The organism is Methylotenera sp. E1MeOHC1 (genome assembly GCF_058745595.1).
Genome location: NZ_CP196025.1, coordinates 736,631 through 763,217 on the forward strand (window position 1 = coordinate 736,631; position 26,587 = coordinate 763,217).

Genomic DNA, 26,587 nt, shown 5'->3' on the forward strand with positions numbered 1-26,587 from the left:
TAATTGAGATGATGTTTTAATCATTTTATTGGAGTTTATTATGGCAGTTCAGCAAAACAAAAAGACACCTTCAAAGCGCGGTATGCACCGTTCGCACGACTTTTTGACAAATCCACCATTAGCAGTTGAGCCAACTACAGGCGAAACGCACTTGCGTCACCATATTAGTCCTAATGGCTACTACCGTGGCCGTAAAGTATTGCCATCAAAAGGCGAGTAATCTTACTCGACGAACACGCTCAATAACAGTGTTGGTGTAGATTGAGCTGTTTGGCAGTACAGGAAACATAACGCCGCTCCATTAGCTTGGAGCGGCGTTATGTTTTAATAGTGTACCTATTAATCTTGCTACCAACATGTGGCAATGATGTTCCGATTAAACCCTTACTATTCAAATCGAGTAAAAAGTAATGGATATTACAATTGCAATCGACGCAATGGGTGGTGATCATGGCCCCCACGTCACAGTGCCTGCGGCACTGAAAGCATTGAATGCAGATTCTGAGTTAAATATTGTTTTAGTGGGCTTAAGTGACGTAATTGAGGCTGAACTTAAGGCACATAAAGCTACAGTTAGTCCGCGCCTGCGCATTCATCATGCAACTGAAGTTGTTACTATGGATGAGTCGCCACAAAGCGCTTTAAAGAACAAAAAAGACTCCTCAATGCGAGTTGCCATTAATTTGGTTAAAAGTGGTGAAGCCAACGCCTGCGTCAGTGCAGGCAATACAGGCGCGCTTATGGCAACAGCACGCTTTGTGCTAAAAACCTTACCCGGCATTGATCGCCCGGCAATCGCATCTGCTTTGCCAAGCGAAAAAGGCAATACCTATATGCTGGATTTAGGTGCAAATGCAGACTGTACACCTGAGCATCTTTATCAATTTGCCATCATGGGCGCTATGCTAGTAAGCTGCGTCGAGCACAAAGAACGCCCAACCGTGGGCCTGCTGAATATTGGATCAGAAGATATTAAAGGTAATGAAGTGGTTAAGCAGGCTGGCGAACTGCTAAAGGCCAGCCACTTAAACTTTTATGGTAATGTTGAAGGTGACGACATATTTAAGGGAACGACCGATTTAGTCGTGTGCGATGGTTTTGTGGGTAATGTCTCACTAAAAACCACAGAGGGCTTAGCTCATATGATGGGCAAGTTCTTAACTCAAGAATTCAAAAAGAGCTGGCTAACCAAATTAATGGCACTTTGTGCAATGCCAGTACTCAAAGCTTTTAAAAATCGCTTAGACCCACGTCGTTACAATGGTGCAAGTTTCTTAGGTTTACGCGGCATTGTGGTTAAAAGTCACGGCGGTGCAGATCAGGTGGCTTATTTCTCTGCGATTCATGTGGCAATAGAGGAAGCGCGTAGCGGAGTATTGCGCCGCATTACCGAACAGCTAGAAATTGAACATTTACAACCAAGTGTGGCTGTAAAAAACTCTCAGGACATGCAATGATATTTTCTCGTATAGCAGGCACCGGTAGCTATTTACCAAGCAAAATACTTACCAATGCTGATTTGGAGCATATGGTAGATACTACCGATGAATGGATTTTTACACGCACCGGCATACGCGAGCGTCATATTGCTGCGGAAGGTGAGTTTACAAGCGACCTAGCTCTGCAGGCAGCTAAAAATGCAATAGCAAGCGCTGGTGTGAGCCAAAATGATATTGATTTGATTATTGTTGCAACAGCTACGCCAGATAAAATTTTTCCTAGCGTAGCAACCATGGTGCAAAAAAAGCTTGAAATATCAGGTTGCCCAGCATTTGATATTCAGGCAGTTTGCAGCGGGTTTGTGTATGCACTGACCACAGCAGATAACTTTATTAAAGCTGGCAGCGCCAAATGTGCATTAGTTATAGGTGCTGAAACGTTTTCACGCATCACCGACTATACTGATAGAGGCAATTGCATTCTGTGGGGTGATGGTGCTGGTGCAGTTATCCTGCAAGCATCGAGTGAGCAGGGGGTTATTTCTACCCATTTGCACGCAGATGGTCGTTACGAAAATATGCTGCACGTACCACGTAATACCGACAAGCCTGACGCCATTATTATGGAAGGTAACGCTGTATTTAAAATGGCGGTCAATACCTTGGATCAGATTGTTGATGAGACACTTGCTGCCAACAATATGCAAAAATCAGATATTGATTGGCTAGTGCCGCATCAAGCCAATATTCGCATATTGCAGGCGACTGCTAAAAAGTTAGACATGAGCATGGATCGTGTAGTGGTGACCGTGGATAAACACGGCAATACCTCTGCCGCATCGATTCCGTTAGCGCTGGATACGGCAGTCAAAGACGGCCGCATTAAACGCGGAGACATCATATTAATGGAAGCTTTTGGTGGCGGGTTCACTTGGGGTTCTGCATTAATTAAGTATTAATATTCAATTAACTATATAGATAATATAAAGTAATTTATGAAAAAAACAGCATTCTTTTTTCCAGGGCAAGGCTCACAGTCTGTAGGCATGATGAGCGGCTTTGGTGATAATCAGATCATCCGTGACACATTCCAAGAAGCATCTGATGTTTTAGGTGTGGATTTTTGGGCAATGGCAACTGAAGCCAATGAGCTGATTAACGAAACCACCAATACTCAGCCCATTATGCTGACAGCAGGCGTAGCCGCTTGGCGTGCTTGGCAGGCTGTGTCAGATCAAGCGCCAACAGTGGTAGCGGGTCACAGCTTGGGTGAGTACACTGCATTGGTAGCGGCAGGTGCATTATCATTTAAAGATGCATTACCACTAGTAAAGTATCGCGCTGAAGTCATGCAAAGTGCCGTACCTGCTGGCGTGGGTGCGATGGCTGCAATTTTAGGGCTTGATGATGATGCTGTGCGCATTGTCTGTGCTGAGGCGGCACAAGGTGAGGTGCTGGAAGCCGTTAACTTAAACTCACCAGGCCAAGTGGTGATTGCAGGCAATAAAGCTGCCGTAGAGCGTGGCATGGAAGCTGCCAAAGCTAAAGGTGCCAAGCGTGCACTTGCCTTGCCAGTAAGCGTACCATCGCATTGTGCACTAATGCATCCTGCAGCACTTAAACTTGCAGACTACTTGTCTAGCGTGACAATTCATACGTCGTTAATTCCCGTAATCCACAACGCTGATGTCGCGGCTTACACTGATGGTGATAAAATAAAGGATGCGCTGGTGCGCCAGTTGTATAGCCCAGTACGCTGGGTCGAAACCGTACAGTATATCGCCGCGCAAGGCGTTGTACAATCTGCGGAATGCGGCCCAGGAAAAGTGCTGGCAGGGCTGACTAAGCGTATTGTTGCGGAGTTACCATGCGTTGCATTAGCTAGCAATGACGCATTACTTGAACTTAAAAATATACTTTAATTTTATATAGAGGTCCTTATGTTAACTGGTCAAATTGCATTAATTACAGGTGCTAGTCGTGGTATCGGTGCTGCAATTGCTTTGGAGTTAGGTAAGCAAGGTGCGCTAGTGATTGGCACGGCAACATCTGACAAGGGTGCATCAGCTATTAGTGAGACATTGACTACAGCCGGCATTAAAGGCGAGGGCATGGCTTTAGATGTGAATGATGCTGCGCAAGTAGAAGCTACGCTAAAAGCCATTGGTGAAAAATACGGTGATGTTAGCGTGCTTGTTAACAACGCAGGTATCACGCGCGACACCTTACTTATGCGCATGAAAGACGATGACTGGGATGCGGTTATTAGCACCAATTTGACTTCAGTATTCCGCATGAGTCAGGCCGTGTTGCGCCCAATGATGAAAGCGCGTGCAGGACGCATTATTAGTATTTCGTCAGTAGTTGGCCATATGGGTAATGCAGGTCAAACTAATTATGCCGCAGCTAAAGCTGGTATGACTGGTTTCACAAAATCCTTGGCTGCCGAGGTCGGTAGCCGTGGAATTACTGTAAACTGCGTAGCTCCAGGTTTTATTGAAACGGATATGACAGCAGAGCTGTCTGAAGATATCACCAATAAAATGCTTGCACGTATCCCAGCTGGGCGTTTAGGGTCTGTGAAAGAGATTGCAGCTACTGTTGCGTTCTTGGCTTCACCTAATGCGGCCTATATTACGGGTGAAACCATCCATGTAAACGGCGGGATGTTGATGGTTTAATGGTCTTTTTATATAAAAAGACCATTAGATTCGCTATCAATTGATTAAGTTTTTTGTATTATTGTTGAGTTTTGGTAGAATGTTGCCTTAGCTGAACTATTTTTTATATTTAAGCTATTTTTTATATTAAGGGGTATTTAGATGTCTGACATCGAACAACGTGTTAAAAAAATTGTTGCTGAACAACTAGGTGCAAATGAAGCTGATGTTAAAAATGCATCATCATTTGTAGATGATTTAGGTGCTGATTCACTAGACACAGTGGAGTTGGTAATGGCGCTAGAAGAAGAATTTGACTGCGAAATCCCTGATGAAGAAGCAGAAAAAATCACTACAGTTCAATTAGCGATTGATTACATCAATACTAACCTCAAATAAATTCACAATTAGGCAGTTTGCTCGTTCAGGGCTTACTGCCTTTTGCCTTTTTGTTTCTTAATCCCAGTCTGCCAGTGTTTTTAGAGGAGACTCTAGATTCACCGGATAAGTTTTATCTTAAGACCTAGGGAAGGCAGAAACCGAGATAGTCCTGTTGTACATTGCTAGTTGTACAGTTTAAGTTGCGAGCAACTTGCAGCAATTTAATGCACTTAGTAAAGAATTCTTAGAGGTATCCTGTATGTCTAAACGTAGAGTGGTAGTTACTGGTCTTGGCGTTGTATCACCTGTAGGTATTGGTGTTAAAACCGCTTGGGATAATCTTGTTGCTGGTAAATCTGGCATTACACAAATTACTAAATTTGACACCAGCGCATTTGCATCGACAATCGCAGGCGAGGTCAAAGATTTTAACCCTGAAGACTTCATCACTGCAAAAGACGCAAGACGTATGGATACGTTTATTCAGTATGGCTTAGCTGCCGCGATTGAAGCAGTTAAAGACTCAGGCATTGTAGCCACCGAAGAAAATGCTGAGCGCATCGGCGTTTCTATCGGCTCAGGTATTGGCGGCATGCAGTTAATTGAGGACACAGACATTCTGTATAAAGAGTCTGGCCCACGCAAAATATCACCGTTTTTCATTCCTGGCACCATCATCAATATGATCTCAGGTAATTTAAGCATTATGTTTGGCTTTAAAGGCCCTAATGTTTCTATTGTTACCGCCTGTACAACTGGCACGCACTCTATCGGTGATGCTTCACGTATGATTGAATACGGCGATGCTGATGTGATGATCGCGGGCGGTGCAGAGGCTGCTATTACACGATTAAGCGTTGGTGGCTTTGCTGCAGCGCGAGCACTTTCAACCCGCAATGATGATCCAGCTACGGCTAGCCGCCCATGGGATAAAGACCGTGACGGCTTTGTGATTGGTGAGGGCGCAGGTGTGATGGTACTGGAAGAGTATGAGCATGCTAAAAAACGTGGCGCGAAGATTTATGCAGAATTAAGTGGTTACGGCATGAGTGCTGACGCCTACCACATGACCGCACCAAATATGGACGGTCCACGCCGTTCTATGCGCAATGCAATGCAAAACGCTGGTATTAACCCAGATGCAGTGCAGTACGTTAACGCGCACGGTACATCAACGCCACTGGGTGATACCAATGAAACCAATGCAATTAAAGCCGCATTTGGTGACCATGCTTACAAGTTTGTAGTGAACTCAACTAAATCGATGACTGGCCATTTGCTTGGCGGTGCTGGTGGTTTGGAATCAGTATTCACCGTACTGGCAATCCACAATCAATTGTCTCCACCAACCATTAATATCTTTAACCAAGATCCTGAGTGTGATTTGGATTACTGTGCGAATACCGCACGTGATATGAAAATTGAGTATGCACTGAAAAATAACTTTGGTTTTGGTGGTACAAATGGCAGCTTGGTATTTAAAAAAGTCTAGCTAGCAATCAAATTGCCGTAAACTGAGCCCGCATTGATAGTCAATTGCGGGCTTTTTATTCACTGTTTTGAGTAGTGTATTTATGGTGTGTATGGTTTAATTACGCCTTATGGCTACTCATCGCACATCTTTAATCAACGGCAGTTTTGATCAAATCATTTCAGCTGTAGACCGTGGTTTTACTTACGGAGATGGTGTGTTCCGCACCATGAAAATTAAAGATGGTCAGCCAATCAGCTGGCCATTTCATTACCAGAAATTAGTTGCTGATTGTGCCGCGATTGGCATTGTCTGCCCGAGTGCCGAGTTGTTGATGTGTGACATTCAACTGCTGTTCCCAATTGATGAGTTTGACGATGGGCAAGTGCTGGTTGTTAAAATCATCATCACCAGAGGTGAAGGTGAGCGTGGTTATGCACCGCCTGCAGTGACGATTCCCACACGTGTGTTAATTAAATCAGCCATGCCAACGTATGCCGATGCGCACTATACTCAAGGCGTACGTTTACACCTGTGTGATACACGTTTAGCACTGCAGCCTAAGCTTGCCGGCATTAAGCATCTGAATCGGCTTGAAAATATACTGGCACGTATGGAGTGGCGCGATGAATCTATATTTGACGGGCTAATGCTGGACCCGCATGACAATGTCATTGAGTGCACCATGAGTAACGTTTTTGCGCGTGTAGGCCAGCATTTATACACCCCGGATTTAAGCCAATGTGGCGTGGCTGGCATCACTAGGCAGCGCATCCTTGGTTTAGAAACTTTGCTTGGTTTAACTGCTCACGTGGCAACATTATCATTGCCACAGTTGTTAAGCGCAGACGAAGTGATTATTTGTAATAGTTTATATGGTGCATTTCAGGTAACAGCCATAGGCGATCAAACATGGAGGCAACAGACGTTAGCTTCTACAATTAGAAACATACTGACTCATGGTTAAACGTATTAAAAGATGGCTGTTTATTAGCCTAGTCTCAATTGTGTTGATAACAGTTTGGCTAGTGTACTACGCTATTTATCCACTCAAATTACAGCCGAGCAGCCAAGAAGTGATTATCGCGCCAAATAGCGGGCTACGCAGCATTGCAAATCAATTGGTTGCGCAGGGCGTGCTACGTGAGCCATGGCGTTTTATTTTGTTGGCTAAGCTTTTAAATAAAGAACAATATTTACAGGCTGGCAGCTATACATTAAACAAAAATGTTTCACCTTATCAGCTATTGCTTTCGCTAAACTACGGTAAGGCAACGCAAGGCAGTGTCACCTTTATTGAAGGGCGTACCTTTGCACAGATGCGTGAAAAACTCGCTAAAAATGATGCGGTGAAGCAAACTACAACAGCTTTGTCAGACCGTGAGATTATGCAGTTATTGGGTTCTAAATATACAACACCTGAAGGTTTGTTTTTCCCGGACACGTTTTACTTTAATCGCCACACGCCAGATATTGCATTATTAAAGATCAGCTATGATGCGATGCAGGCTAAGCTGAATAAAGCATGGCAAACTCGAGACCAAAACTTACCTTACAAAGATAGCTATGAAGCTTTGATTATGGCTTCAATTATCGAAAAAGAGACGGGAAAACCTAGTGAGCGTCCGATGATTGCTGCTGTTTTTGTCAACAGAATGCGCTTTGGTATGCGCTTGCAAACCGACCCTACCGTCATTTATGGCATGGGCTTGCAGTATGACGGTAATATCCGCAAAAAAGATTTGCTGGCAGATACGCCATATAATACTTATACCAGAGGTGGTTTACCACCAACGCCAATAGCGATGCCCGGCATTGCCGCTATTGAGGCGGCATTGCACCCAGCAGACACTAAAGCGCTGTATTTTGTAGGTAAGGGCGATGGTAGCCATGAGTTTTCTAATAGTTTAAATGAGCATAACCGTGCGGTAGTACGTTATCAGTTGAAGAAATAAAAATATGACAGCAAAGTTTATTACTTTAGAGGGTATGGATGGCGCGGGCAAAAGTACGCATATCGCAGACATCATTAAAGCGCTTAGCACACGGGGTGTAGAAGTGGTCTCCACGCGTGAGCCAGGCGGCACTGAGCTAGGTGAGCGCCTGCGAGCATTGCTATTACATGAAGCGATGCATCCTGAAACCGAAACTCTACTCATGTTTGCCGCGAGGCGTGAGCATATTGCCAATGTGATTGCGCCTGCATTAGCACGTGGCGCCTACGTATTGTCTGATCGCTTTACAGATGCAACTTATGCTTACCAATGCGGGGCTAAGGGCGTGTTAGCGTCAAAAATAGAGCAATTGGAATTATGGGTGCAAGAAAGCCTGCAACCAGATTTAACCTTGCTATTTGACGTGCCGGTTGAGGTTAGCATGCAGCGTTTAGCAGCCGCACGCACCCCAGATAAGTTTGAAAGGGAATCTGCTGATTTCTTTACGCGCATTCGCAATGCCTATCTGCAGCGCGCACAGCAGAACCCTGCAAGATTCAAAGTCATTGATAGCAACCGACCTTTAGATGAAGTTGCCCAATCTGTAATGCAAGCGATAGCATCGTTGTGATTGATATGAGCGATATTGCTGATATTTACCCATGGCAAACCCAGATATGGGAGCGTTTAGCACAGGGTGGCCAACGCCTGCCGCATGCAATTTTACTGCATGGCAGGGCAGGGATTGGTAAGTACGACTTTGCACGTAGTTTTAGCCAATCACTACTATGTTTGAATAGGGCACCTAACGGAGCCGCATGCAAAGCATGCCCTAGCTGCAACTGGTTTAATGATGAGAGCCACCCAGACTTTCGCCTACTAAGCCCTGAGCAGGAAACAGAAGCTGATGACACTGCGCCAAGCAAAAAAACCAAGAAAAAAACACAGATATCTGTCGCGCAGATTCGTGATTTAAGTGACTTTTTAAGTTTATCCAGCCATCAAAGTAGCGGCGTGCGCATCGTATTGCTACATCCGGCTGAAACCTTAAATATCGCCTCTGCAAACGCACTGCTCAAAATGCTGGAAGAACCGGCACCAGGCGTGATTTTCATTCTGGTTGCGCATCAATTGCAGCGTTTGCTACCAACCATCATTAGCCGCTGCCAAAAGATTAATATGCCAGTCCCTAGCGAGCTTCAAGCACTTTCTTGGCTTGAGCAGCAAGGGGTTAAAAATGCGAAACAACAATTAGCTTATTTAGAAGGCTCGCCAATCAAGGTGTTTGCTGAGCAAATGCAATTTGATCAGCTCACTGAAATTTGGCGCTATCTAGCACTTGGCTCAAAGTTAGAACCTTATGTGCTTGCACCTTTGTTAATTGCAAACTCAGCCGAAGCTGGCGTGATTACAATCCAAAAGTGGCTATATGATATGGTGGCCGTCAAGTTAGGACAGCAGGCACGCTATCACTTGCAGCACATCGGTGCTTTGCAAGCGCTGGCGGACAGAGTAAACTTAAGTCGGTTATTTGATATGCATAAAAAGCTGAACGAGTTAAGAAAGCTGGCCTCACACCCACTGAACCATGATCTGCAAATGGAGGGCTTATTACTTGATTACACTAAGATTTTTAGCACATCGTAATTTTCTGCATTTTATAAAACACAGTGATTTTTAAAAAATTTTAATTTCGACATCCTTTGTTAACTTAACAGAAACAAAGTATTAAGTAGAACCCCAATAGAGTTTAATTATGGCTGAAGATACACAAGACGAAATTAAAAACCCTAATACCATTGCACCCAAGCCAGGCGTACTATCATTGGCAATCAAGGAAAAAGCAGCGCTCTATGCGGCGTATATGCCATTTTTAGTAGGTGGCGGCTTATTTATCCCGACAACGAAGTCATTCCAGATAGGTGAAGAAGTATTTATGCTACTTAGCCTGATTGATGACCCTGTAAAGTTAAAAGTGGTAGGTAATGTCGTTTGGATTACGCCAAATACGCAAGGTAATAAACCACAGGGCATTGGTGTTCAATTTAACGAAAAAAGCGGCGGCTTAGAAGCGCGCACCAAGATTGAAGGACTACTAGGTAACGCGTTAAAATCATTACGTGCTACCCATACTATTTAGTTGAAAACCATGCTTGTTGATTCCCATTGCCATCTTAACTTCCCAGAGCTATTAGCCAACCTACCTGCGATTAAACAATCCATGCAGGATAACCAGGTTAGCCATGCATTGTGTATTTCTGTCACCTTGCCAGACTTCCCTCAAGTATTGGCGCTCGCTGAGGAAAATGAAAATTTTTACGCCTCTGTTGGCGTGCATCCTGATTATGAAGATATCCAAGAACCTACCGTAGATGAGCTAATTAAACTTGCCAATCATCCAAAAGTGATTGCGATTGGCGAAACCGGGCTGGACTACTTTAGACTTACCGGTGATTTGGAATGGCAGCGCACGCGTTTTCGTACCCATATTCGTGCAGCAATTGCCACAGGCAAGCCACTAGTGATTCATACGCGCAACTCACCTGAAGACACCTTGCGCATTATGCGCGAAGAGAATGCACAGCAAGTTGGCGGTGTAATGCATTGTTTTACTGAGAGTTTAGATGTTGCACTAGAAGCGATTGCGCTAGGCTTTTATATTTCGTTTTCTGGGATTATTACTTTTAAAAATGCACATACCATTAAAGAGGTAGCGAAGCATGTTCCGTTGGATAGAGTTTTAGTGGAAACAGACTCTCCTTATTTAGCACCAACGCCTTATCGTGGCAAAACAAACCAGCCTAGTTATGTGAAACATGTGGCAGAAGAGGTGGCTAATCTACGTGGCATTTCTTTTGATAAGCTAGCCGCAGCGACAACCGAAAACTTCTTTAGGTTGTTTAAACACGCCAAGCGCTAATTTCAAGTGAGCAGTTGTGTAGTAATAAACGTTTCAATCAAGGCAACATCAGACAAAGGCAGTCAATGCAGTTAACCATGTTAGGCGTAGGTTCCAGTGCCGGCACACCCATGATCGGTTGCCAATGCAGCACATGTGTATCTACCGATAAGCGGAATCATAGAACACGTTGTTCAAGTGCGATCACCTTGGATAATGGCAAGGTTATCTTAATTGATACTGGGCCAGATCTGCGTCAGCAGGCTTTAAGAGAAGGGCTGATGAACGTAGATGCGGTGCTTTATACGCACACACATGCAGACCACTTACATGGGATTGATGATTTACGTGCTTATTGCCAACGACAGCGTTGCCAGATTCCGCTATACGGCAGTCCAGAAGCAATGCGGCATATTGCTGATAAGTTTGGCTACACGCTGCGTGAGGCTGGAGATTTTTGGGATTTACCTATTTTAAAAGTAAATCCGGTTACTTCATCGTTTACCTTATTTGAGCAAACCATCACCCCCATTCCTATTAAGCACGGGCATAGTGATATATACGGCTACCGTATTGGAAACCTGGTTTACTTAACTGATGTATCGGCAATACCAGCCAGCTCGATGGAGTTTCTAAATGATGTAGATGTGCTGCTATTAGATTGTTTACGCATCACGCCGCATTACACACACGTTAACTTGGAACAAAGTCTTGCGTTGGCTAGTCAGATAGGGGCCAAGGCTACTTATTTAATCCATATGACACATGATTTGGAGTATGCTGCGCTCAGTGCACAGTTGCCTGCTAATGTGTTTGTTGGCTACGATGGATTAAAATTAAAAATTTAGCGGTAAACCGATTGCTCAGTGTATCGTTTGTTAATGCACGGTTCAATGAGATAATTCAGTGAGATAATAAAGCGTTAATTTTGGAGATAGATATGCAATTTAGTTTTAAGAAAGCCTTAACAACAGTAGCAATGGCCTCTTTCTTAGTGGCTTCCATTTCGGTGACGCATGCTGCTCCTCCCAAAACCTATACTGAAAATGAGTTTTTAAGTACATTTAGCGGAAAAAATAAAAAAGTAATCACTGATAAATTAGGCACACCTTTCAAAAAAGAAATGTCAGTTAAACCATCAGGCGCTAATACCGTCATGCTTAAAGCTGGTGCCGATGAAAGCAAATCTAAACCGGTTAAAGTTGAAATGTGGTACTACAAAAATATCGTGAAATATGATCCAAAACGCACTTACAAAGAAACTGAAATTACGTTTGTAAATGATAAAGCAATGAATATTGCCTTCTTTAACAACCGCTAATTTACATAGTCACACCCAATGGCTTAAAACGTAGCTTGCTGGCTTAATCTGCTGGCATTTTCAAGTTGCGTTTTAAGCTTCAATTGATTAAATATCGACCATAAACACAGCGCCAATGCTGAGCTAGTTCAAGCCTATCATTATGCATCGCATGAAATAGCAGTCACCCCGCTAACGCTACCAAGCAGTTTGCCATATCATTCAAATGTGGTTTAAACTAACTCATGTCCAAACGCTCTTAGTTGCATATTCACTACTGATATTATTTGCTCACCCAGTTTGGAGGTAATGCCAAATATGAACAAGCAACCACACTTTAAAGGCATACTCTTTGATTTAGATGGCGTGCTTTATACTGGCTCCAGCCCTATATCAGGCGCAATTGATGCAGTGAATACCATTAGAGCCAGCGGTATGCCATGCCGGTTTGTGACCAATACCAGCACATTGTCGTTAGCATCATTGCACAACAAGCTTAATGCCCTAGGCTTCTCTATCCCCAGCGGTGAAATCATCAGTGCTCCTCAAGCCACTTTGCTCTACTTAAAGCAACAAGCGCATGCTACTTGCCGCTTATTGCTGGCGGATGATGTTAAAAAAGATTTTAATGTACTGCCTCAATCATCGACTGACCCAGATTACATTGTGATTGGTGATATAGGTAATGCTTGGACTTACGCATTACTCAATGATGTCTTTAACGTATTAATGAAAGGTGCGAAGCTAATTACCATCCATAAGAACAAGTTCTGGCAAACCGAGCAAGGGCTACAAATGGATATAGGCGGTTTTGTAGAGGCATTGGAATATGCGAGTGGTGTTAAAGCAATGGTAATCGGCAAACCGGCCCCTGAGTTTTTTAAAATCGCACTGGATGATTTAGGTCTTACAGCAACAGAAGCCATGATGGTGGGCGACGATATTGATGTAGATGTGGGAGGAGGGCAACAGGTGGGGCTGACAGGGGTGTTGGTTAAAACGGGCAAGTATCGACAGCACTATGCTGATGCCTCGCCAATCACGCCGGATATCCTGATTGATTCAGTGGCAGACTTACCGAAAGTACTAGGGCTATGAAGTAAGTTATATCGCATAGCGCTTATTGTCGTTAAACAGTGAAAAATGGAGTCTGATATGAATAATGAAACTTTCAATATGAGCATTCGTCAGTTTTTGAAAATGGCCGGCATTAGCTCTCAGCGAGAAATTGAACAAGCCGTGGCGCGAGCCAGCGCAAATAATACGCTCAAAGGAAATGAGCATTTACCCGTTAAAATGACGCTATCAATAGATGCATTAAATCTGAATGTCAGCTTTGATGGATCTATTGATCTTGGTTAACTTAATCAGCAGGTTACAAGGTTAAGTTGTTCTAATAGGTTAATATTTTTCGTGCTAAGCTTTGCTTGATGACTAAGCGTTACTGTCTGCTAGCATATTTACTTTAGTTGCCATGATGAAGTCATTCTCATGCAAGCCGTTGATTTTGTGTGTCTGAAAAACAACGCTACAATAACCCCAGCCTATCGTGATATCCGGGTGGTGTCCCTCTTGTTCGCACAAGTGCCCAACACGTTGTGCCAGCGCCAATGCATCCATGAAGTTTTTAAGCTTAAATGTACGTTTAATTTTAGTAGCATCGTCGCGTAGCTCCCAGCCTGGCACTAGTGCTAGGTACTGATTGGCCACTTCACAGGTCATGGGTGGGATACCGCCTTGGCAAGGCGTACACTGTTTGTTGGTCAGGTCTATGCTGTTCATGGAAGCTCTCCTTAATAATTGATATAGACACATGAGTTCTGACAAACTTTAAATATATTAGTTGTTTATTAAGCACTTTTTAGCAGGAGGCGTATGATGGAACTTATAAACAGGCCATAAGTCCCATTTATGTCACTAGGTTTAGAGTGGCGCGGGGCGTGTGGTGGTGGCGCTATCATTGGTTAAGCCAATGCCATGGAAGGCGCCGAATATGGTGCGCTAGAAGTGAATTAGCGACTGTGGTGGGCTTGATGACTACTACGAAACAATTAGATGAATTAATTAACCGTGAATATCAGCACGGTTTCTATACGCAGCTCGAAGCTGACACCATCCCGCTTGGCCTAAATGAGAGTACTGTCAGACTTATTTCTGCAAAGAAAAATGAACCAGCATTTATGTTGGAGTGGCGTTTAAAGGCCTACCAGCATTGGTTAACACTTTCTGAACCTACATGGCCGAACGTGCATTATCCGCCAATTGATTATCAGCACACTTATTACTACTCAGCGCCCAAGTCAGAAAAAGCAGGGCCACGCGATTTATCAGAAATCGATCCTGAGTTATTGCGTACCTACGAGAAACTAGGTATTCCACTGAGAGAGCAACAAGTATTAGCTGGTGTAGCGGTAGATGCGGTATTTGACAGTGTGTCAGTGGCCACCACCTTTAAACAAAAGCTATCAACGCTCGGGATTATTTTCTGTTCGTTTTCAGAAGCAGTGCAAAAGCACCCTGAATTAGTACAGCAGTACCTGGGCTCAGTCGTGCCTTATACCGATAATTTTTTTGCAAGCTTGAATGCAGCTGTATTTAGCGACGGCTCGTTCTGCTACATTCCGCCAGGTGTTAAATGCCCGATGGAGCTTTCGACTTACTTCCGCATTAATGCAAAAAATACAGGCCAGTTTGAGCGTACGCTTATTATTGCTGACAAAGACGCCTATGTGAGCTATCTAGAAGGATGCACGGCACCGATGCGAGATGAAAACCAGTTACACGCTGCCGTGGTAGAGCTGATTGCGCTGGAAGGTGCACGTATCAAATACGCTACGGTGCAGAACTGGTACCCAGGAGATAAAAACGGTAAAGGTGGCATTTATAATTTTGTCACCAAACGCGGAGATTGCCGTGGAGATAGATCCCATATTTCATGGACGCAGGTAGAAACAGGCTCCGCCATTACATGGAAATACCCAAGCGTAATTTTGCGTGGTAATGGCTCCGTGGGTGAATTTTATTCAGTTGCACTGACTAACCACCATCAGCAAGCCGACACGGGCACTAAAATGATACATATTGGCCGAGACACCAAGAGCACTGTACTTTCTAAGGGAATTAGCGCGGGATACGGTCAGAACACCTATCGCGGACTAATTAAGGTATTGGCTGGTGCAGAAAATGCACGCAACTATACACAGTGTGACTCACTGCTACTTGGCTCAAAATGCGGTGCGCATACGTTTCCATATATTGAAGTAAAAAATCCAAGCGCAAAAGTTGAGCATGAAGCTTCAACCTCACGCATTGGTGAAGACCAACTGTTTTACTGCACACAGCGCGGCATACCCCCTGAAGATGCCGTATCAATGATTGTTAGCGGGTTCTGCAAAGCAGTGTTTCAGGAACTGCCGATGGAGTTTGCGGTTGAGGCACAGAAATTATTAGGCGTCAGCCTAGAAGGCGGTACAGGGTAGGAGGGGTAACATGCTATCTATTAAAAACCTGCACGCATCGATTGATGGTAAGGAAATATTGCGCGGTATTAACCTTGAGGTAAAGGCGGGAGAGGTGCATGCCATCATGGGGCCTAATGCCTCTGGCAAAACTACGCTAGCTCAATTACTGGCCGGCAGAGCTATTTATGATGTCACCGCAGGTAGTGTGCATTATCTTGGCCGCGACTTACTCAACATGACACCAGAGCAACGTGCGTGTGAAGGTGTGTTTCTGGCTTTTCAATACCCAGTTGAAATTCCAGGCATCAGTAATGCGCTATTTCTGAAAACAGCGCTTAACGCCATCCGTAAATATCACCTGCTGCCAGAGCTGGATGCCATGGATTTTCTGAGCCTAGTGCGCGAACGTATGAAGCGCGTAGGGATGGATGATGCCATGCTGTTACGTGCAGTCAATGAAGGATTTTCTGGCGGGGAAAAAAAGCGTAACGAAATATTACAGTTAAGCGTGCTGCAGCCAAAACTAGCCATTCTTGATGAAACGGATTCTGGCCTTGATATAGATGCGCTAAAACTGATTGCTGATGGCATCAACGATATGCGTGACCCTGCACGCGCCATCATTCTGGTGACGCACTACCAGCGCCTTTTGGACTACGTAGTACCAGATGCAGTGCATGTGCTGTCACAAGGATGTATTGTTAAATCAGGCGGGGCGGATTTGGCTAAAAACCTGGAGCAGCATGGTTATAGTTGGGTTAATACTGATGTCATCGCTAGCCAAGCCGTGCAAGCTAGCCAGATCACTCAAGCGAACCAAGCCCCTTAGGAGTTCAGTCATGCATGCCCAACCACAATCCTGGCAAAACATAGCGTTATCGCTGGTGCCGTATGAACTGGCTGGTAACGGTACGCCTTGGGTATTGGCAACGAGGAAAGCCGCGTTTAAACGTTTCGAAGCCCATGGGTTTCCGACTAGGCGCGAAGAGGAGTGGAAATACACCGATGTGTCATTGATTAGCAAGCGCGGAACGCTAGCGCCTGACAATATCCCGCCCGAAGCGTCATCAGAAGCAAAGTTACTTGCTTGGACTTTACCAAGTGAAGGCATGCATTTGATGGTGTTTGTGAATGGGCATTTTGACTCTGGCTTATCTAACATTGATGATTTGCCTGCAGGCGTAGCCCTGAACAGCCTTGCGGACATGCTGGATGATGGTGCAGAGCTGCCAAAGGACTTGTTTAAGCAACAGCATGAGCACACTGTTTTTTCTGCGTTAAACAATGCATTTGTGACCGATGGTGCAGTATTGAATATTGCACCAAGCACAGTAGTAGATAAACCGATTTATATTTTGCTTATCGCCAGCGGGCATGGTACTGCGATTTATCCGCGTATGATTGTCATGGCTGGTGCGAGCGCACGCGCCACCATCATTGAGCATTACATGGGCACTTTAGATGCGCATAATTTCACCAATGCTACTACTCAGATTAACTTAGGCGCTGGCGCTAAAATTGAGCATTGCAAGCTCACGCAGGAAGGGCCCGCGGCTACACATATTGCCGGCATCCACGTACAACAGGCGGAAGGCAGTCACTTTACGTCTAAATCATTTGTATTTGGCGGGCGCTTAGTCCGTAACGATATTACCGCTAGCCTAAATGAGCCTAATTGCACATGCACTTTAGACGGCTTATATCTGTTAAATGATAAGCAGCATGTTGACCATCATACGCGTATTGACCATATAGCAGCATCATGTATTAGCCGCGAACATTACCGAGGTGTGCTAGACGGGGAGTCGCGTGGCGTGTTTAACGGCAAAGTCATTGTGCACCCTGGCGCTAATAACACGGATGCGAATCAGACCAACCATAACTTGCTGTTATCAAGGCAAGCTGAAATTGATACTAAACCGCAGCTGGAGATTTTTGCGGATGATGTCAAATGCACACATGGAGCAACCGTGGGGCAATTGAGCGATGAAAGCTTGTTTTACTTACGCTCACGTGGCCTAGATGAGGTAGTGGCACGCTCAATGCTGATTTATGGATTTGCCAATGACATCATCCGTGGCGTAGATGTGCCTTACTTACGCACACGCCTAGAGCATCTTCTGTTAGATCGATTGCCTCAAGGAGAGATGGTCAAGGAGCTGCTATGAAAATGGGTGAATTCAATATGAACAAGCAGGGTGGTACAAGTGGTGCAAGCACGGTTGAATCCGAGATTAAAAATCACCTGCTGGTACAGCATTGGCGAAAAGACTTCCCAATACTGCACACGAGCTTGTATGGTAAGCCGCTAGTTTATTTTGACAATGCTGCCACCACACAAAAACCATCGATAGTCATTGAGGCTGAGAGTCACTATTACCGTCACACCAACGCTAATGTACACCGTGGTATTCACACCTTAAGCCAACAAGCAACAGACGCATTTGAATCCGCCAGAAGTAAGCTACGGCAATTCATTAATGCGCGTCACGACCATGAAATAATCTTTGTACGCGGCACTACAGAAGCCATTAATTTAGTCGCGCAGAGTTATGGGCGAAGCAGGCTCAAGGCTGGTGATGAAATTATTATCAGCGCTATGGAGCACCACTCCAACATCGTGCCTTGGCAAATACTATGTCAGCAAACCGGTGCCATACTACGCATAGTGCCAGTGAATGATGCGGGCGAGCTGGATATCAATACCTACCAGTCTTTGCTCAACCCAAAAACCAAACTAGTTGCCATCACACATGTATCCAACACATTAGGCACCATTAACCCCGTTAAAGTCATTATCAACCATGCCCATGCGCAGCATGTGCCAGTGTTGCTGGATGGCGCGCAGGCAATTGCCCATATCCCTGTTGATGTACAAGATTTAGATTGTGACTTTTATGCTTTTTCTGGCCATAAATTATATGGCCCAACAGGGATTGGCGTGCTTTACGGAAAATCTGACCTGTTAGACGGCATGCCCCCATATCAAGGGGGAGGGGACATGATTAGCTCAGTAAGTTTTGAAGCCACTACTTACAACAAGCTCCCCTATAAATTTGAAGCTGGCACCCCCAATATCGCCGGTGTGGTTGGCCTTGGAGCCGCGGTAGACTACCTAACAGCCATTGGGCTTGATGTCATTGTAAAGCATGAAGAGTCACTCTTAAATTACGCAACTGAGCTAATTGAAATTATCCCAGAGCTACGCATCATCGGCAACGCTAGGCATAAAACCGGCATCATTTCATGGGTAATGGCAGGTGTGCATCCCCATGACATCGGTACCTTTTTAGACCGTCAAGCCATCGCAGTTCGTACTGGTCACCATTGCACCATGCCACTAATGGAGCGTTTTGGCATTCCAGCAACGGTGCGTATCTCATTTGCGCTCTACAACACAAAAAATGAGGTGGATAAGCTAGTGAACGCGGTTTATCACGCAAGGGAGTTATTTAAGTGAACGACCTGCGCGATCTCTATCAAGATATGATTTTTGACCATTATCGTCAGCCCAGAAATTATGGTCAGCTGGAAAATGCTAACCGTAAAGCAGAAGGCTACAACCCATTATGTGGAGATAAAGTAACCTTAACGCTAATACTCAAAGATGGCGTCATTCACGACCTAAAGTTTGAAGGTACCGGCTGTGCAATTTCAACTGCCTCCGCCTCACTGATGACTGAGTCACTGAAAGGAAAAACAGCAGAAGAGGCACTCAGTATACTAGAAGAATTTAAATCATTAGTGACCGGCGCCACTGTGGATAAAGATATGGGAAAGCTCGCTGTGTTGGCTGGCGTGCAAGCGTTTCCACAGCGTGTTAAATGTGCCACGCTCGCATGGCATACATTACAAGCCGCATTAAAGAGCAGCGCTGAACTAGTGACTACTGAGTGAGTAAAAGATGATGTTTGATTGGCAAAAATTTGCAGATGAGCAACAGGCCCCTGCACCCGGCAAAGAGGCGCTGTTGGTACGCGTGAGAGAGATGCTGCAGACAATATTCGACCCGGAACTGCCGGTCAACATATACGACTTGGGCTTGGTCTACCAATTAGAAGCAACGGAATACGGACATATCAATGTCACCATGACACTCACCACGCCCAATTGTCCAGTGGCACAAACGTTCCCCGACACCGTACGGGAAAAATTGCTTTGTGTGCCAGGCGTTAACGGTGTGGATGTAACCTTGGTATGGGATCCACCTTGGGGCCGCAACAGCATGAGTGAAGCGGCTAAATTACAACTTGGCATGCTATAAGGAGCGCAATCATGAGTAACTGGATAGACGTAGCGGCAATAGACGATTTTAAATCTGGTACTTGTCGTGTGGTAAAAACAGACGAAGCATCGGTTGCTGTATTCAATATTGATGGACGTTACTACGCGATTGATAACCTATGCAGCCACGAGGAGGCAGAATTATCAACCGGAAAAACTGAACGTGATGAAGTCATCTGCCCGCTACACGGTGCGCATTTTTCTTTGGTAACGGGAGAGGCGCTCACTGCACCTGCCTATGAAAACTTACGAACCTATCCCGTCAGAATCAATAATGGATGGCTAGAAGTGGACACTGAACTTCAGTGGGATGTTGCCTAGATATAGACCTATAGCAATGATTTAATAGCTTATTTCAGGAAATTGTAATGAAATGTAATGTATTAATGCATAAATAGCTCTACAATGAATACTCGTAGTTGTGTAACACAGGGTCTAGTAAACACAAAGTCAAACAAATATAAGGTTAAGTAAACACAAGATTTAGATATAACGATACATAAGCTAATAACCAATTTTTTGGGAGGGTAGTTTCATGAGTCTTTTAAATTTATTCTGGTTGTTTTTTGTACCAACAAAAGGATGGCGACATCTCGTACAGCGCAAGCTATCTATGCACAGGCTTTATTTGCTGCATGTAGTTCCAATGTCATTGATACCCCCATTGTTCATCTACTGTGCAGCGGGGAAATACGCGGGAGACTTACTCCCGGTTTTATCTAATCAAAAATTATTATTAGTCGCTGCAATTCTGTTCGTTGTTGAGTTAGCCTCGGTTCCGGTGATGGGCCTCATTATTCGCCAATTAGGGGAGGTTGCAGAAATTCACCCCACCTATCATCAAGCATTTACGCTTGCGGCTGTAGCCCCCACGCCTTTATGGCTAGCACCTATCGTGCTTTTAGTCCCAGACATGACGTTTAACCTAGTGGTGCTCACCATGGCATTAATGGCCACGGTAGGATTTATCTATTATGGCGTTCCGGCGGTATTTCATATAAAAGAACGCGGCCATGCGATTCTGATGTTTGGCGCAGTATTAACTGCAGGAGTGATTGGCTGGGCGCTGCTAATGATTGTCACGCTAGTGGTGCTGGGTAGCGTGCAGAACTTATAATTGCGGTAGTATTAAGTTTACACACCATAAAGAGGCTGCATTACGGTGCCTCTTTATGCATTTCTATTTGCTGAAAAATGAATTAAAAGGGTAATAAGTAGATGTTTTGGCGTAATAATAAAAACCTAAATCTTTATAAAATTTTACATCACGCCACAGACTGCACCAACAGCCGAGATGGCACAAAAATGGTGGTGTATTGCCCGGTTGAGCGGCCAGAACAAGTGTTTGTTAGAGATGAAGCTGAGTTCATGGTGAAATTTACACAAGTCGAATAGTATTTTACAAGTTGTCTAGCATGTCAACCGATACCCAATCCATTCAGATTGAGTATCGTGTGCAATACAAGCTAGTTACGTGGGATTTCTCCACCCAGCGCATTGGTTAAATCAGCCAGCATTTTTGCTAGCTCGCCCGTCATCAGGGTGAAGTCCAGCGCAAATATCTCATCAGCATCTTCCGCTAACGTAGTTGAGTCCTCTTTAATAATGTCCAGAAACTCCAGCCGTTTAATTTGCATTTGCTCGGTGAGTACAAAAGATATTCTGTCGCTCCAAGTCATGCCTAAGCGCGTCACACGCTTGCCTGCGGCTATGTGTTTCAGTATTTCATCACCTTCAAGCGCGTGATTAGCATAACGAATAGTAGCTTTGCTTTCGCCTGCAGCACGCAGCTCCAATTCACGGTCTATCGTAAAACCTGACGGTGCATTGCCACTTGCAAGCCAATCAGTCATGGCGCTCACGGCAGATACATTGGTATGCAATTGTTTAAATGGCACACCTTCAATCGACTTATTAAAAAACTCTAATAGCTCTTCCGCCTTAGCTGATGAAGCTGCATCAATTACCAAATACCCATTCACAGGGTCTAGCCATGCGTAAGTGGTACGTTGCAGTGCAAAAGCTCTAGGCAGCAATTCTTCTGTGACAGCTTCTTTGAGTTCTTTTTTTTCTTTGCGGCCAACTTTATAGCCTTGCTGTGCCTCAATATCAGTCACACGTTCTTTTAAAAAACGGTTAATGATGGTGGCTGGTAATAGCTTTTGCTCTACACCTAACGCAAAAAGCAGTTGGTTATTTGCATGATGAACCAGCTTGTCACCGTGGCATGCAACCCAACCACGGCTTTGCTTATCTAGGCCACTGCATGGTTGCAGAGGCTTAAGTGATAGTTTTTCAAGTAACTGATCGTGAGTAATGGTGCTGTCTGCTGCCAGGCGATAGATAAAGGAATTTTTAAACCACATGAGAAGGGCGCTCAGAAAAAAGCGCCGATTATACTGAACTTGGGCTGTTATAGATGCCAACTTTATTTAAATAAAGTTGGCATTCACCAGATATCAATTGATTTTCAATCTAGTCAAACTCTCTGTCCTCAAACGCCTCTCTTAATCTTGCATTGATGGCATCAATATCATCATCCTGTAAATTGCTGGTCGGTGATGCCTGCTTGCTAGCTGGAGCAGGGGTATTGACTGATGCTGATGCTGCGCCTGTAGTAAACCACTTTGCAAATGGTTCTGCATTTACCCCCTGTGGTACGTACCAGTGTTTTGCTTCTGCATTCCACTTGGCGCCAAGTGCTTTTGCTTGGTCTTTTTCATTAAATGGTACTTTAAGTGCTATGTTTGTTGCTGTCATGCTTATCCTGATTTCTATTGCTAATTGATCTGATTTCCCTATTGAGCATAGGCTGGGTTGATTAAAAAAGTCGAACGTGTGATCTCCCCCTTAGGAGGGTGGTGCTCTATCCAATGAGCTACGGGGTAACTGCTTTGTAAGTCCTATTTTAGATAAGACTTTGATGATAGTTGTTTATTCATTCTCTAATCTAGTCGAGATAATACCAATATCCAATGAGTTTATATAGGATAAATACACGCCATCATCACGCCTGCAACAAGGTTTTACGCTAACGGATATCGCCATCTGCTTGCATCAGACTTTCTCTTGCTTTGCCCGCTTGCATTAATATTTCTGCCAGACGTTTAACCCCTGGCCCTGCAAAATCTGGTCTTGCGAATATTAGGTAAAGTGGTAATGTGCGCACACCGCCTTCACGTAGTGGCAACGCCTTTAACTGCCCAGATTGCAATTGCTCTTTGATATGCGCGGCAGGTAGCCAGGCAAACCCAAACCCCATGGCTAAAGCTTCAATTGATGTTGCAATATTACTCACAGTCCAGCGTTGGTTGACTTCTATGGTTGCCGTATTCTTGTCGCGCTTAGCGCCTGAGTCACGCACTACAATATGGCGGTGCGATTGCAGGTCTCTGTAGGTTAACACGCGATTTAATTGATGCAGCGGATGTTCGCGTTGCGCGACCGCTATCAGTTTAATCGTCATGATTTGGTCACCTAAAAAACCTGACGGTATATTAGGGGAGATTGCTAAATCCGCTTCGCCTTTATATAACGCATCTGAGGTGCCACCTAATACCGACTCAATCAATTCGACTCTCGTATGCGGACTTTCCAGCCCAAATTGATTTAAGCAATCCAGCAATAATCGGGTAGGGAATAGAATTTCAGACGCGATATGAATAACCGCCTCCCAGCCGGCTGATAGCCGATTAGCTGCCGCTTCCAAGTCGTTAGCTTCATTCACTAGCGCAAGTGCACGCCGATACAGCATTTGCCCGGTTGGCGTTAGTACCGCTTTGCGGCCTTGAATCTCAAATGCTTTTAATGCCAGCAAAGATTCAATCTTTTGCACCGCGTAGGTAACCGCGGATTGGCTTTTGTAAAGCTTCTCCGCTGCTTGCGCGTATCCGCCAGTTTCCACCACTGTAATTAGGGCCCGCCACTGTTCAAGAGAAATGTTTGGCATGGTATCAATCTGATTTTTAGATAATTAATAGCTAAATATTATACTTTTTTATCTGATAAATAAAATGTTTAATAGCATCCTATCAACTTAACTACAAATCATTGCTATGCAAAAAGCTCGCTACACATTGACTGCCATCGCTATCCATTGGGGGATGGCGCTCTTATTAATCACGCTATTTGTCGTTGGTTTGTATATGCATGAGCTTAAATTCTCACCATTAAAGCTGCAAATTTATGCATGGCATAAATGGGCTGGTGTAACAGCATTTATCTTAGTGATGTTGCGCCTAGCATGGCGAATCAAGCATCGTCCGCCAGCTTTGCCGTGGACCATGTCTAAAATGACCAAACTTGGCGCACATATAGGGCATGGCATGCTGTATTTCTTAATGATTGCCATTCCATTATCCGGCTGGTTAATGAGCTCAGCCAAAGGTTTTCAAACCGTTTATTTTGGCGTGCTGCCAATCCCTGATCTGTTATCAAAAGACAAAGCACTAGGTGACGCATTAGAAGCTGCGCACATGATTTTAAATTACAGCATGGCGGCCATTCTGGTTGGGCACATAGGCGCAGCAATCAAACACCATGTAGTGGATAAAGATGATGTATTGCGCCGCATGCTGCCATGGCGTGCTCGTTAAGCTAAGTGAAAGGTCTGCAAAATGAATATTAAAGTATGGTCAAGTGTAATCGGTGGTTTGATGCTAGCTTCTGGAGCGCAGGCAGCAGAGTACACCAGCATTCAAAATGACAAAAGCTCGCTACATTTTGTGTATAAACAAATGGGTGTGCCTGTGGATGGTAATTTTAATAAGTTCAATGCGCAATTGGCATTTGACCCTACCAAACCGGCCAATGCAAAAGTCGCTTTTGAGCTTAATTTAGCGAGCATTGATGCTGGCTCAGATGAGGCCAATGATGAAGTCTCCAGCAAAAGCTGGTTCAACACCAAGGTATACCCAAAAGCAACGTTCGCATCTACTGCCATCAAACAGCTGGCGGCAAACCGTTATGAAGTCAGCGGTAAGATGACCATTAAAGGGCGCACGCAAATGATTACTGCACCATTCACATTTACCCCGCAAGGCAACACTGCCACGGTTGACGGTAGCTTTGTACTCAAACGATCAGAATTTGCAATCGGCGAGGGCATGTGGGCAGACTTTGGCACCGTTGCTAACGAAATACAAATTAACTTCCACTTTCTGGCTAATGCCAGCAAATAACTTTTTTAAATCACTATCATCAGGAGTAACACTATGAAACGTATCGCACTTTTAGCTATTGCAGCCAGCTTTTCAACCGCAGCACTGGCAGCACCAGAAACTTATGTGATTGATAACACACATACATTTCCACGTTTTTCTTACAGCCATTTTGGCTACTCTACACAATTGAGCCACTTTGACAAAACAACAGGAAAAATCACGATAGACCGCGAAGCAAAAACCGGCTCTATGGATATCGCAATCGACACAACCTCTGTAAATACTGGCTATCCACTATTTAATGAGCATATTCAAGGTGAAGATTTCTTGAGTACTGAGAAGTTTCCGGTTGCTAACTTTACTTCAAAGAAACTGAATTTCAATGGTGACAAGTTAGCCTCTGTAGATGGCACACTCACACTCAAAGGCGTAAGCAAGCCAGTAACGCTGACAGTAACATCATTTATGTGCATGCCACACCCAATGTTGAAAAAAGATGCTTGCGGCGCAAACGCAACGGCAACAGTAAAACGCTCTGATTTCAACATGAGCAAGTATGTGCCATACGTTGGTGATGAAGTTACTATTACCTTGCCAGTGGAAGCTGTTAAACAATAAGTAGCTTTAGTGCCACCGCATTGCAGATACTTGCCGTGGCACTGCTTATTGGCAGTAAAGCTTGCACAGGCGCAATAGTGCCTAAAGGATGTTTTGATGAAAATACGTACATTGCAGCAATTGATTACGCCTACCCCGACGATGGATGGGGCAGGGGTCAGGCTGAGCCGCAGTATTGGCAAGACACCATCTTTTCGCCTTGATCCATTTTTGATGCTGGATGAGTTTTCATCAAGCAACCCTGACGAATACATTGCGGGCTTTCCTGACCACCCACACCGCGGCTTCGAAACGGTCACCTACATGCTAGATGGCAATATGCTGCATCGCGACCATCTTGGTAACCAAGGCGAGTTAAAAGGCGGCGGCGCACAGTGGATGACCGCAGGGCGCGGCATCATTCACTCAGAGATTCCACAGCAAGAAAGCGGTCGTATGCGCGGCTTTCAGTTATGGATAAACTTGCCTGCAAAAGAAAAAATGAAACCTGCGGCATACAGAGATATTCGCCCGGAAGAAATCCCCGAAATGGATTTACCAACTGGCGGGAAAGTAAGAGTGATTGCTGGTAATGTCGAGATAGCAGGTAAGGCATTGTTTGGCCCAATTCAAGGTGGCACAACGGCGCCCCTGTTTTGGGATATCCGCTTGCCTGCTGGAGTGAGGTTTGCACATGCAATACCACTAGGGCATACCGCCTTTATCTACACATACGAGGGCAGAGTAAGCATAGAGGGAGGAACAGTACAAAGCCGACTAATAATGCAACAAGTAGTAGGCGAGCTCTCTGATGGGGATTACGTAGCAATTAGCACACTTGATCAGCCAGCAGCCTTTTTACTGATTGCAGCAAAACCATTGCATGAGCCGATTGCACAATACGGCCCGTTTGTTATGAACACGCAGGATGAAATTGCACAAGCTATTATCGACTACCAAACAGGTCAGCTGACGAGCCCGGCGCCGCGACCATGACCC

General features: G+C 44.7%; 34 protein-coding genes. 30 read left to right on the plus strand and 4 right to left on the minus strand.

Annotated elements, in window-relative coordinates; all coding sequences use genetic code 11:
- The first annotated feature begins 40 nt into the window (after positions 1-40).
- From rpmF to ACSSU7_RS03360, 17 genes are all read left to right on the plus strand, one after another.
- Entirely contained in the window at positions 41-220 is a 180-nt protein-coding gene (gene rpmF / locus ACSSU7_RS03280; protein WP_015832088.1) for a 50S ribosomal protein L32, read from the plus strand.
- Positions 221-410: 190 nt separating this feature from the next.
- Positions 411-1,457, plus strand: coding sequence for a phosphate acyltransferase PlsX (gene plsX, locus ACSSU7_RS03285; RefSeq protein WP_492517299.1), 1,047 nt, complete (start codon positions 411-413; stop codon positions 1,455-1,457).
- Positions 1,454-2,398, plus strand: a complete 945-nt coding sequence (locus ACSSU7_RS03290) for a beta-ketoacyl-ACP synthase III (protein WP_492517300.1) — start codon at positions 1,454-1,456, stop codon at positions 2,396-2,398. Before plsX ends, ACSSU7_RS03290 begins: the two co-directional genes overlap by 4 nt.
- Positions 2,399-2,434: 36 nt before the next feature.
- On the plus strand, positions 2,435-3,361 hold the full coding sequence (gene fabD, locus ACSSU7_RS03295) for an ACP S-malonyltransferase (RefSeq protein WP_492517301.1): 927 nt from the start codon (positions 2,435-2,437) through the stop codon (positions 3,359-3,361).
- An 18-nt stretch (positions 3,362-3,379) separates the two neighbouring features.
- The gene (fabG, locus tag ACSSU7_RS03300; RefSeq protein WP_492517302.1) at positions 3,380-4,120 is read left to right on the plus strand and encodes a 3-oxoacyl-ACP reductase FabG; all 741 of its coding nucleotides are present in this window, start codon (positions 3,380-3,382) and stop codon (positions 4,118-4,120) included.
- A gap of 141 nt (positions 4,121-4,261) precedes the next feature.
- Complete coding sequence (gene acpP, locus ACSSU7_RS03305) at positions 4,262-4,498, plus strand: acyl carrier protein (RefSeq protein WP_015832083.1); 237 nt, start codon at positions 4,262-4,264, stop codon at positions 4,496-4,498.
- A 241-nt stretch (positions 4,499-4,739) separates the two neighbouring features.
- Positions 4,740-5,972 (plus strand): beta-ketoacyl-ACP synthase II, encoded by a 1,233-nt coding sequence (gene fabF, locus ACSSU7_RS03310; protein ID WP_492517303.1) that lies wholly within the window; start codon positions 4,740-4,742, stop codon positions 5,970-5,972.
- A 109-nt stretch (positions 5,973-6,081) separates the two neighbouring features.
- Positions 6,082-6,918, plus strand: coding sequence for an aminodeoxychorismate lyase (gene pabC / locus ACSSU7_RS03315; protein WP_492517304.1), 837 nt, complete (start codon positions 6,082-6,084; stop codon positions 6,916-6,918).
- The gene (gene mltG, locus ACSSU7_RS03320; RefSeq protein WP_492517305.1) at positions 6,911-7,906 is read left to right on the plus strand and encodes an endolytic transglycosylase MltG; all 996 of its coding nucleotides are present in this window, start codon (positions 6,911-6,913) and stop codon (positions 7,904-7,906) included. The genes pabC and mltG overlap by 8 nt, the downstream gene beginning before the upstream one ends.
- 4 nt (positions 7,907-7,910) lie before the next feature.
- Entirely contained in the window at positions 7,911-8,516 is a 606-nt protein-coding gene (gene tmk / locus ACSSU7_RS03325) for a dTMP kinase (protein ID WP_492517306.1), read from the plus strand.
- Positions 8,517-8,521: 5 nt separating this feature from the next.
- Positions 8,522-9,532 (plus strand): DNA polymerase III subunit delta', encoded by a 1,011-nt coding sequence (gene holB / locus ACSSU7_RS03330; RefSeq protein WP_492517307.1) that lies wholly within the window; start codon positions 8,522-8,524, stop codon positions 9,530-9,532.
- A 109-nt stretch (positions 9,533-9,641) separates the two neighbouring features.
- The gene (locus tag ACSSU7_RS03335; RefSeq protein ID WP_331019159.1) at positions 9,642-10,025 is read left to right on the plus strand and encodes a PilZ domain-containing protein; all 384 of its coding nucleotides are present in this window, start codon (positions 9,642-9,644) and stop codon (positions 10,023-10,025) included.
- A gap of 9 nt (positions 10,026-10,034) precedes the next feature.
- On the plus strand, positions 10,035-10,805 hold the full coding sequence (locus tag ACSSU7_RS03340) for a TatD family hydrolase (RefSeq protein ID WP_492517308.1): 771 nt from the start codon (positions 10,035-10,037) through the stop codon (positions 10,803-10,805).
- Between the two features lie 65 nt (positions 10,806-10,870).
- Positions 10,871-11,632, plus strand: coding sequence for an MBL fold metallo-hydrolase (locus ACSSU7_RS03345; protein ID WP_492517309.1), 762 nt, complete (start codon positions 10,871-10,873; stop codon positions 11,630-11,632).
- A 92-nt stretch (positions 11,633-11,724) separates the two neighbouring features.
- The gene (locus tag ACSSU7_RS03350; protein ID WP_492517310.1) at positions 11,725-12,105 is read left to right on the plus strand and encodes a hypothetical protein; all 381 of its coding nucleotides are present in this window, start codon (positions 11,725-11,727) and stop codon (positions 12,103-12,105) included.
- A 297-nt stretch (positions 12,106-12,402) separates the two neighbouring features.
- Positions 12,403-13,182, plus strand: coding sequence for a TIGR01458 family HAD-type hydrolase (locus ACSSU7_RS03355; protein WP_492517311.1), 780 nt, complete (start codon positions 12,403-12,405; stop codon positions 13,180-13,182).
- 57 nt (positions 13,183-13,239) lie between these two features.
- Positions 13,240-13,446, plus strand: coding sequence for a DUF6494 family protein (locus ACSSU7_RS03360; RefSeq protein WP_492517312.1), 207 nt, complete (start codon positions 13,240-13,242; stop codon positions 13,444-13,446).
- Between the two features lie 72 nt (positions 13,447-13,518).
- Here the strand turns inward: ACSSU7_RS03360 and ACSSU7_RS03365 are convergent, their stop codons facing one another.
- Complete coding sequence (locus ACSSU7_RS03365) at positions 13,519-13,866, minus strand: 4a-hydroxytetrahydrobiopterin dehydratase (protein WP_492517313.1); 348 nt, start codon at positions 13,864-13,866, stop codon at positions 13,519-13,521.
- Between the two features lie 251 nt (positions 13,867-14,117).
- On the opposite strand from ACSSU7_RS03365, the gene sufB reads away from it, so the two are divergent.
- The 9 genes from sufB to ACSSU7_RS03410 all read left to right on the plus strand — a co-directional run bounded on the left by sufB (position 14,118) and on the right by ACSSU7_RS03410 (position 21,224).
- Complete coding sequence (gene sufB / locus ACSSU7_RS03370) at positions 14,118-15,563, plus strand: Fe-S cluster assembly protein SufB (protein ID WP_492517314.1); 1,446 nt, start codon at positions 14,118-14,120, stop codon at positions 15,561-15,563.
- A 10-nt stretch (positions 15,564-15,573) separates the two neighbouring features.
- Positions 15,574-16,374: a Fe-S cluster assembly ATPase SufC gene (gene sufC / locus ACSSU7_RS03375; RefSeq protein ID WP_492517315.1), complete on the plus strand. Its 801-nt coding sequence runs from the start codon at positions 15,574-15,576 to the stop codon at positions 16,372-16,374.
- Positions 16,375-16,384: 10 nt separating this feature from the next.
- Positions 16,385-17,713 (plus strand): Fe-S cluster assembly protein SufD, encoded by a 1,329-nt coding sequence (gene sufD, locus ACSSU7_RS03380; protein ID WP_492517316.1) that lies wholly within the window; start codon positions 16,385-16,387, stop codon positions 17,711-17,713.
- The gene (locus tag ACSSU7_RS03385; RefSeq protein ID WP_492517317.1) at positions 17,710-19,005 is read left to right on the plus strand and encodes a SufS family cysteine desulfurase; all 1,296 of its coding nucleotides are present in this window, start codon (positions 17,710-17,712) and stop codon (positions 19,003-19,005) included. The genes sufD and ACSSU7_RS03385 overlap by 4 nt, the downstream gene beginning before the upstream one ends.
- The gene (gene sufU, locus ACSSU7_RS03390; protein WP_492517318.1) at positions 19,002-19,442 is read left to right on the plus strand and encodes a Fe-S cluster assembly sulfur transfer protein SufU; all 441 of its coding nucleotides are present in this window, start codon (positions 19,002-19,004) and stop codon (positions 19,440-19,442) included. The genes ACSSU7_RS03385 and sufU overlap by 4 nt, the downstream gene beginning before the upstream one ends.
- Before the next feature lie 7 nt (positions 19,443-19,449).
- Positions 19,450-19,809, plus strand: coding sequence for an iron-sulfur cluster assembly protein (locus ACSSU7_RS03395; RefSeq protein WP_492517319.1), 360 nt, complete (start codon positions 19,450-19,452; stop codon positions 19,807-19,809).
- A gap of 11 nt (positions 19,810-19,820) precedes the next feature.
- Positions 19,821-20,150 (plus strand): Rieske (2Fe-2S) protein, encoded by a 330-nt coding sequence (locus ACSSU7_RS03400; protein ID WP_492517320.1) that lies wholly within the window; start codon positions 19,821-19,823, stop codon positions 20,148-20,150.
- A gap of 214 nt (positions 20,151-20,364) precedes the next feature.
- On the plus strand, positions 20,365-20,946 hold the full coding sequence (locus tag ACSSU7_RS03405; RefSeq protein ID WP_135277121.1) for a Yip1 family protein: 582 nt from the start codon (positions 20,365-20,367) through the stop codon (positions 20,944-20,946).
- A 101-nt stretch (positions 20,947-21,047) separates the two neighbouring features.
- The gene (locus ACSSU7_RS03410) at positions 21,048-21,224 is read left to right on the plus strand and encodes a hypothetical protein (RefSeq protein ID WP_492517321.1); all 177 of its coding nucleotides are present in this window, start codon (positions 21,048-21,050) and stop codon (positions 21,222-21,224) included.
- Between the two features lie 71 nt (positions 21,225-21,295).
- Here ACSSU7_RS03410 and ACSSU7_RS03415 read toward each other — a convergent pair whose 3' ends face one another.
- The 3 genes from ACSSU7_RS03415 to ACSSU7_RS03425 form a co-directional block, all read right to left on the minus strand.
- On the minus strand, positions 21,296-22,195 hold the full coding sequence (locus tag ACSSU7_RS03415; protein ID WP_492517322.1) for a recombination-associated protein RdgC: 900 nt from the start codon (positions 22,193-22,195) through the stop codon (positions 21,296-21,298).
- Positions 22,196-22,304: 109 nt separating this feature from the next.
- On the minus strand, positions 22,305-22,589 hold the full coding sequence (locus ACSSU7_RS03420) for a DUF5710 domain-containing protein (protein WP_492517323.1): 285 nt from the start codon (positions 22,587-22,589) through the stop codon (positions 22,305-22,307).
- Between the two features lie 271 nt (positions 22,590-22,860).
- Positions 22,861-23,778: a LysR family transcriptional regulator gene (locus ACSSU7_RS03425; protein WP_492517324.1), complete on the minus strand. Its 918-nt coding sequence runs from the start codon at positions 23,776-23,778 to the stop codon at positions 22,861-22,863.
- Between the two features lie 106 nt (positions 23,779-23,884).
- Here ACSSU7_RS03425 and ACSSU7_RS03430 point away from each other — a divergent pair, with 106 nt between their 5' ends.
- The 4 genes from ACSSU7_RS03430 to ACSSU7_RS03445 all read left to right on the plus strand — a co-directional run bounded on the left by ACSSU7_RS03430 (position 23,885) and on the right by ACSSU7_RS03445 (position 26,584).
- Positions 23,885-24,424 carry a cytochrome b gene (locus tag ACSSU7_RS03430; RefSeq protein WP_492517325.1) on the plus strand — a complete coding sequence of 180 codons (540 nt, stop codon included), beginning with the start codon at positions 23,885-23,887 and terminating at the stop codon, positions 24,422-24,424.
- A 21-nt stretch (positions 24,425-24,445) separates the two neighbouring features.
- Positions 24,446-25,009, plus strand: coding sequence for a YceI family protein (locus ACSSU7_RS03435; protein ID WP_492517326.1), 564 nt, complete (start codon positions 24,446-24,448; stop codon positions 25,007-25,009).
- 33 nt (positions 25,010-25,042) lie between these two features.
- Positions 25,043-25,609 (plus strand): YceI family protein, encoded by a 567-nt coding sequence (locus ACSSU7_RS03440; RefSeq protein WP_492517327.1) that lies wholly within the window; start codon positions 25,043-25,045, stop codon positions 25,607-25,609.
- Between the two features lie 96 nt (positions 25,610-25,705).
- Positions 25,706-26,584, plus strand: coding sequence for a pirin family protein (locus ACSSU7_RS03445; protein WP_492517328.1), 879 nt, complete (start codon positions 25,706-25,708; stop codon positions 26,582-26,584).
- The last annotated feature ends 3 nt before the right edge of the window (positions 26,585-26,587 follow it).

Bases quoted from the DNA above. Each gene is read 5' to 3' on its own strand.
- rpmF (WP_015832088.1), top strand. From the start codon at position 41: ATGGCAGTTCAGCAAAACAAAAAGACACCTTCAAAGCGCGGTATGCAC.
- plsX (WP_492517299.1), top strand. From the start codon at position 411: ATGGATATTACAATTGCAATCGACGCAATGGGTGGTGATCATGGCCCC.
- ACSSU7_RS03290 (WP_492517300.1), top strand. From the start codon at position 1,454: ATGATATTTTCTCGTATAGCAGGCACCGGTAGCTATTTACCAAGCAAA.
- fabD (WP_492517301.1), top strand. From the start codon at position 2,435: ATGAAAAAAACAGCATTCTTTTTTCCAGGGCAAGGCTCACAGTCTGTA.
- fabG (WP_492517302.1), top strand. From the start codon at position 3,380: ATGTTAACTGGTCAAATTGCATTAATTACAGGTGCTAGTCGTGGTATC.
- acpP (WP_015832083.1), top strand. From the start codon at position 4,262: ATGTCTGACATCGAACAACGTGTTAAAAAAATTGTTGCTGAACAACTA.
- fabF (WP_492517303.1), top strand. From the start codon at position 4,740: ATGTCTAAACGTAGAGTGGTAGTTACTGGTCTTGGCGTTGTATCACCT.
- pabC (WP_492517304.1), top strand. From the start codon at position 6,082: ATGGCTACTCATCGCACATCTTTAATCAACGGCAGTTTTGATCAAATC.
- mltG (WP_492517305.1), top strand. From the start codon at position 6,911: ATGGTTAAACGTATTAAAAGATGGCTGTTTATTAGCCTAGTCTCAATT.
- tmk (WP_492517306.1), top strand. From the start codon at position 7,911: ATGACAGCAAAGTTTATTACTTTAGAGGGTATGGATGGCGCGGGCAAA.
- holB (WP_492517307.1), top strand. From the start codon at position 8,522: ATGAGCGATATTGCTGATATTTACCCATGGCAAACCCAGATATGGGAG.
- ACSSU7_RS03335 (WP_331019159.1), top strand. From the start codon at position 9,642: ATGGCTGAAGATACACAAGACGAAATTAAAAACCCTAATACCATTGCA.
- ACSSU7_RS03340 (WP_492517308.1), top strand. From the start codon at position 10,035: ATGCTTGTTGATTCCCATTGCCATCTTAACTTCCCAGAGCTATTAGCC.
- ACSSU7_RS03345 (WP_492517309.1), top strand. From the start codon at position 10,871: ATGCAGTTAACCATGTTAGGCGTAGGTTCCAGTGCCGGCACACCCATG.
- ACSSU7_RS03350 (WP_492517310.1), top strand. From the start codon at position 11,725: ATGCAATTTAGTTTTAAGAAAGCCTTAACAACAGTAGCAATGGCCTCT.
- ACSSU7_RS03355 (WP_492517311.1), top strand. From the start codon at position 12,403: ATGAACAAGCAACCACACTTTAAAGGCATACTCTTTGATTTAGATGGC.
- ACSSU7_RS03360 (WP_492517312.1), top strand. From the start codon at position 13,240: ATGAATAATGAAACTTTCAATATGAGCATTCGTCAGTTTTTGAAAATG.
- ACSSU7_RS03365 (WP_492517313.1), bottom strand. From the start codon at position 13,866: ATGAACAGCATAGACCTGACCAACAAACAGTGTACGCCTTGCCAAGGC.
- sufB (WP_492517314.1), top strand. From the start codon at position 14,118: ATGACTACTACGAAACAATTAGATGAATTAATTAACCGTGAATATCAG.
- sufC (WP_492517315.1), top strand. From the start codon at position 15,574: ATGCTATCTATTAAAAACCTGCACGCATCGATTGATGGTAAGGAAATA.
- sufD (WP_492517316.1), top strand. From the start codon at position 16,385: ATGCATGCCCAACCACAATCCTGGCAAAACATAGCGTTATCGCTGGTG.
- ACSSU7_RS03385 (WP_492517317.1), top strand. From the start codon at position 17,710: ATGAAAATGGGTGAATTCAATATGAACAAGCAGGGTGGTACAAGTGGT.
- ACSSU7_RS03395 (WP_492517319.1), top strand. From the start codon at position 19,450: ATGATGTTTGATTGGCAAAAATTTGCAGATGAGCAACAGGCCCCTGCA.
- ACSSU7_RS03400 (WP_492517320.1), top strand. From the start codon at position 19,821: ATGAGTAACTGGATAGACGTAGCGGCAATAGACGATTTTAAATCTGGT.
- ACSSU7_RS03405 (WP_135277121.1), top strand. From the start codon at position 20,365: ATGAGTCTTTTAAATTTATTCTGGTTGTTTTTTGTACCAACAAAAGGA.
- ACSSU7_RS03410 (WP_492517321.1), top strand. From the start codon at position 21,048: ATGTTTTGGCGTAATAATAAAAACCTAAATCTTTATAAAATTTTACAT.
- ACSSU7_RS03415 (WP_492517322.1), bottom strand. From the start codon at position 22,195: ATGTGGTTTAAAAATTCCTTTATCTATCGCCTGGCAGCAGACAGCACC.
- ACSSU7_RS03420 (WP_492517323.1), bottom strand. From the start codon at position 22,589: ATGACAGCAACAAACATAGCACTTAAAGTACCATTTAATGAAAAAGAC.
- ACSSU7_RS03425 (WP_492517324.1), bottom strand. From the start codon at position 23,778: ATGCCAAACATTTCTCTTGAACAGTGGCGGGCCCTAATTACAGTGGTG.
- ACSSU7_RS03430 (WP_492517325.1), top strand. From the start codon at position 23,885: ATGCAAAAAGCTCGCTACACATTGACTGCCATCGCTATCCATTGGGGG.
- ACSSU7_RS03435 (WP_492517326.1), top strand. From the start codon at position 24,446: ATGAATATTAAAGTATGGTCAAGTGTAATCGGTGGTTTGATGCTAGCT.
- ACSSU7_RS03440 (WP_492517327.1), top strand. From the start codon at position 25,043: ATGAAACGTATCGCACTTTTAGCTATTGCAGCCAGCTTTTCAACCGCA.
- ACSSU7_RS03445 (WP_492517328.1), top strand. From the start codon at position 25,706: ATGAAAATACGTACATTGCAGCAATTGATTACGCCTACCCCGACGATG.